Raw genomic sequence first — 3,482 nt, 5'->3', positions numbered from 1 at the left:
CCCCAGCCCGATCCGGTCCACCAGCCGAGCAGCCATCAGACACCACCCCCTGGTATCTGTTGAACCGCCAAATAACCCCAAAGTCAACGGCATTGCGTTTAACACTGGGCGTCGAACGAGATTCGCACTTGTTCGGCGTTTCCCCCAGTTCATCGGACGTGTGAGGGGATGCGACCCGATCCTGTGCTCAGTGACAACGCAGCACGGAGGCCGGGATCGTGGGACTGGTCGAGCACAGCGTCCAAGGAGACGCCTTCACAGCGGTGGAAGAGTTCCGGTCGGAGCTGTACGCGTGCATGGTCTCGCGGAGCGACGCGCTCTTTGAAGTGTGCGACGCGCTGTTGTGCGCCGAGGGTCCGGTACGCACCCTCGTGGAACTAGGGACTGTCTCTTCGATCAGGTAGTTGTCGTTCTGGCCGGTGGCCGATCCTTGCTCGTGGACCGATGTCCCGGCCAACTGCGCTGATAGCGTTGTCCCTTGAGCCAGGGGGAGAAAGCAGCACGTGACATCGAATGCGTTTCGTATCGGCGGAGATCTGGAAGTACGGCGGCTTGGGTTCGGGGCCATGCACTTGCCAACGGAGTCAGGCCCGGCCCGTGAGACCTCTCTCGCGGTCGCCCGGCGGGCCGTCGAGTTGGGCGTCACGCTGATCGACACTGCGTATCTGTATGGCGGGGGAGCCAACGAGGAACTCCTGGCTGAGGCCCTGCACCCTTACCCAGACGGGCTGCTGATCACTACCAAGGTTGGTGTTGCTCGATCGGGCCCTTCAGGTGAGTGGAAGCTTGACGGGCGGCCGGCTGTTCTGCGCGATCAGGTCGAGCAGGCACTGGGCCGACTGCGCGTCGAGCGGATCGAGCTGCTTCAGCTGCACCGGATCGATCCGGAGACGCCGCTCGCCGACCAGCTTGGCACTCTTCGGAACCTGCGGGACGAGGGCAAGATCGGCCGGATCGGCCTGTCCGAGGTCACCGTCGACGAACTCCATCAGGCACGACAGATCGTCGACGTCGCGAGTGTGCAGAACCGCTACAGCGTGCTGGACCGCGAGCATGAACCTGTGCTCGCGGCCTGTGAAGCGGCAGGGACCGCGTTCCTGCCGTGGCGCCCTGTCGCCTGGGGGGAGTCAGGGGCGAGGGCTGAAATCGCCGCCGTGGCAACCGAGCTCGGTGCCACTCCCACGCAGGTTGCTCTCGCATGGCTCCTCGGCCACTCGCCGGTCATCCTCCCGATCCCGGGCACCGCCCGGGTGAACCACCTGGAGGAGAACCTTGCTGCGGAACGTCTCCACCTGACGTCAGCCCACCGCGATCGCCTCGACGGGCTGCCCGACCTGGCGTAGGGCTCTGTCTCTTCGGTCATGATCGGAGCCAGATGAGGAGTGAGGCGGCTGTGACGGTGCCCAGGCAGACGTATCCGCGCTTGTCATAGCGGGTAGCGACGGCTCGAAACTGTTGCAGCTTGTTGATCGCTCGCTCGACGGTGTTGCGCTCCTTGTACCGGGCCTTGTCAAAGCCCGGGGGCCGTCCGCCACGTGAACCTCGGCGCAGGCGAGCGGCCTTGTGATCCTTCTTCTCGGGGATCACGTGCGGGATGCCGCGCCTGCGCAGGCAGGCACGAATCTTGCGGTTGCTGTACGCCTTGTCCGCACCCACGCTGTCCGGGGTGCGACGTGGACGGCCACGTCCTGCCGCACCGCCTCCGCCGACAGGAGCCGCAGGCTTGCCGCGACTGGCATTCGAGTCGGCTCTTCCAGTGCCCCCTTTGAGGTAGTGGGCGGCGCCAACGGCGGGGCCTGGGGCGCTCCAGCAGTGTGCTGGTGGGCGCGCACGATGGTGGAGTCGACGTTGATGTCCCAGTCAATGCCGCCTGCGGCGTCGGCGAGGGCCTGGACATGCTGGAGCAGCATCTCCCAGGTGCCGTCGGCCGACCACAGCAAGTGCCGCTTGTGCATGGTCTTCCACGGGCCGAAGCGTTCGGGCAGTTCCCGCCACTGCACCCCGGTGCTGAGTCGGTGAATGATCCCGTTGATCACCTGGCGGTGGTCCCGCCACCGGCCACACCGGTTGTTGCTCACTGGCAGCAGCGGCTCCAGCACGGCCCATTCTTCGTCGGTCAGATCCCCCCGGCTGAGCATGACCGGGGTGGCGCCAACCGCCCCGCAGCTCCATGGGAAATGGATCGAGGAGCAGCGTCCGGCGTCCTTGGGTCGCCGGACGGGCTCAACAGCAATCAGGAGAGCCCCATGCCGGCCAAGTCCGCATCCGTAGCCCCGGTGCCCCAGGTAGAGCCTGCGGAGACCGACCCCTCCCGCTTCACCATGGCGCACGCGATCGTGTTCACCGCGTTCATCGCTTCGGCGTCCGTCCTCGTCGTGCTCGGCACGTCCGTCCAGGACATCCTCATGCTGCTCGGTGGCATCGCCGGGATCGCCGTCCTGGCCACCAGCAAGCCCCGCCCAGGCGCGATGCTCCGGCGGGTCTTCAGCGCGGCCGTCACCCCTGGCAAGTAGGGGGTCGTCATGGGACGCCCCGAGAAGCCGGTCGACATGACGATTTTCGAACTTGCTCGCCTCGCCTCCTTCCTCCGAGAGGAGCGGGCGAAGGTGAACAGAAGTTGCGCCGTACTTGCCAGCTGCACTGACGTGTCCGAAGCAACGCTCAAGCGGGCGGCGACTGGTAGGGCGCTCCCCACGTGGAACACGGTCGTCCAGTACCTTCACGCCTGTCATGTCGGTCCCGAGCCCGTATACGTCAGGATGGACGGCAAGACCTTCTTCACGGACCACTACTCAGGTGACTTCCAGGGAAGGCTTTCCCTGGCTCGCTTCCTGTGGGACAAGGCTCGGGGTGCAGTGGCGGAGGTTGAAAAGCCTCGCCCTCGTCCGCTTCCTACGTGCAGGTTCGTGTACGACGAGGCGGGCCTCAGCGCACGACTGCGCGAGCTGCACGATTGGGCCTGGTCTCCGTCGGCGCACGCGATGGAGGAGCGCGCCGGCGACTACGGCGTGCTTCCCCACAGCACTGCGCACCGAATCGTCAAAGGTAAGACCATTCCCGGTCACCCCCTGCAGCTGGAGGGATTCCTCCGAGCCTGCGGGCTGCCGGAGTCAGAGTGGGAAGGCTGGACCGCGGCCTGGTGGCAGGTGAAGGGCATCCGGCTCGTCGACACCGTCCGCGACAAGCTGCACGCCATCCTTGAAATGCTCGCGGTGCAGAGGGGCAGGGAGAGCGACCTCGCTGCATATTGATCCGAAACGGTTTGGGTTCTGGGTCGTTGGTGGTGTGTGAGCGATCTGGTGGGGGACGCGCGGCATCTGTCGCCGTCGGCGCAGGAGGTCCTGCGGCTGCGGGCGGTGGCCGCTTTGGTGGCGGGGCGGGACCGTGAGGACGTGGCGGCGGTGTTCGGGGTGTCGCTGAAGGCTGTCGACGGGTGGTGGGTGAAGTGGCAGGCCGGCGGGCGGGAGGCGCTGGTCATGCGT

The 3,482-nt window shown here is 66.2% G+C and carries 4 protein-coding genes and 1 pseudogene; 4 read left to right on the top strand and 1 reads right to left on the bottom strand.

What is annotated here, in order from left to right; translation table 11 throughout:
• Positions 1-503: 503 nt before the first annotated feature.
• A complete protein-coding gene (locus AB0O21_RS40340) occupies positions 504-1,343 on the top strand; it encodes an aldo/keto reductase (RefSeq protein ID WP_365180978.1) in 840 nt (279 codons plus the stop codon).
• Between the two features lie 16 nt (positions 1,344-1,359).
• On the opposite strand, the pseudogene AB0O21_RS40335 reads toward AB0O21_RS40340, so the two are convergent.
• A pseudogene (locus AB0O21_RS40335) lies at positions 1,360-2,138 on the bottom strand (IS5 family transposase).
• Positions 2,139-2,246: 108 nt separating this feature from the next.
• Between AB0O21_RS40335 and AB0O21_RS40330 the strand changes: the two are divergent.
• The 3 genes from AB0O21_RS40330 to AB0O21_RS40320 form a co-directional block, all read left to right on the top strand.
• Positions 2,247-2,513, top strand: a complete 267-nt coding sequence (locus tag AB0O21_RS40330; protein ID WP_365180975.1) for a hypothetical protein — start codon at positions 2,247-2,249, stop codon at positions 2,511-2,513.
• Positions 2,514-2,549: 36 nt separating this feature from the next.
• Positions 2,550-3,251: a helix-turn-helix transcriptional regulator gene (locus tag AB0O21_RS40325; protein ID WP_365180972.1), complete on the top strand. Its 702-nt coding sequence runs from the start codon at positions 2,550-2,552 to the stop codon at positions 3,249-3,251.
• Positions 3,252-3,287: 36 nt separating this feature from the next.
• Positions 3,288-3,482: helix-turn-helix domain-containing protein (locus tag AB0O21_RS40320; RefSeq protein ID WP_365180970.1), on the top strand; the 195-nt coding region annotated here is incomplete at its 3' end.

The sequence above is a fragment of the Streptomyces sp. NPDC091371 genome, assembly GCF_040684275.1.
Classification (GTDB): domain Bacteria; phylum Actinomycetota; class Actinomycetes; order Streptomycetales; family Streptomycetaceae; genus Streptomyces.
This window is presented reverse-complemented; position numbering and strand designations above follow the sequence as displayed.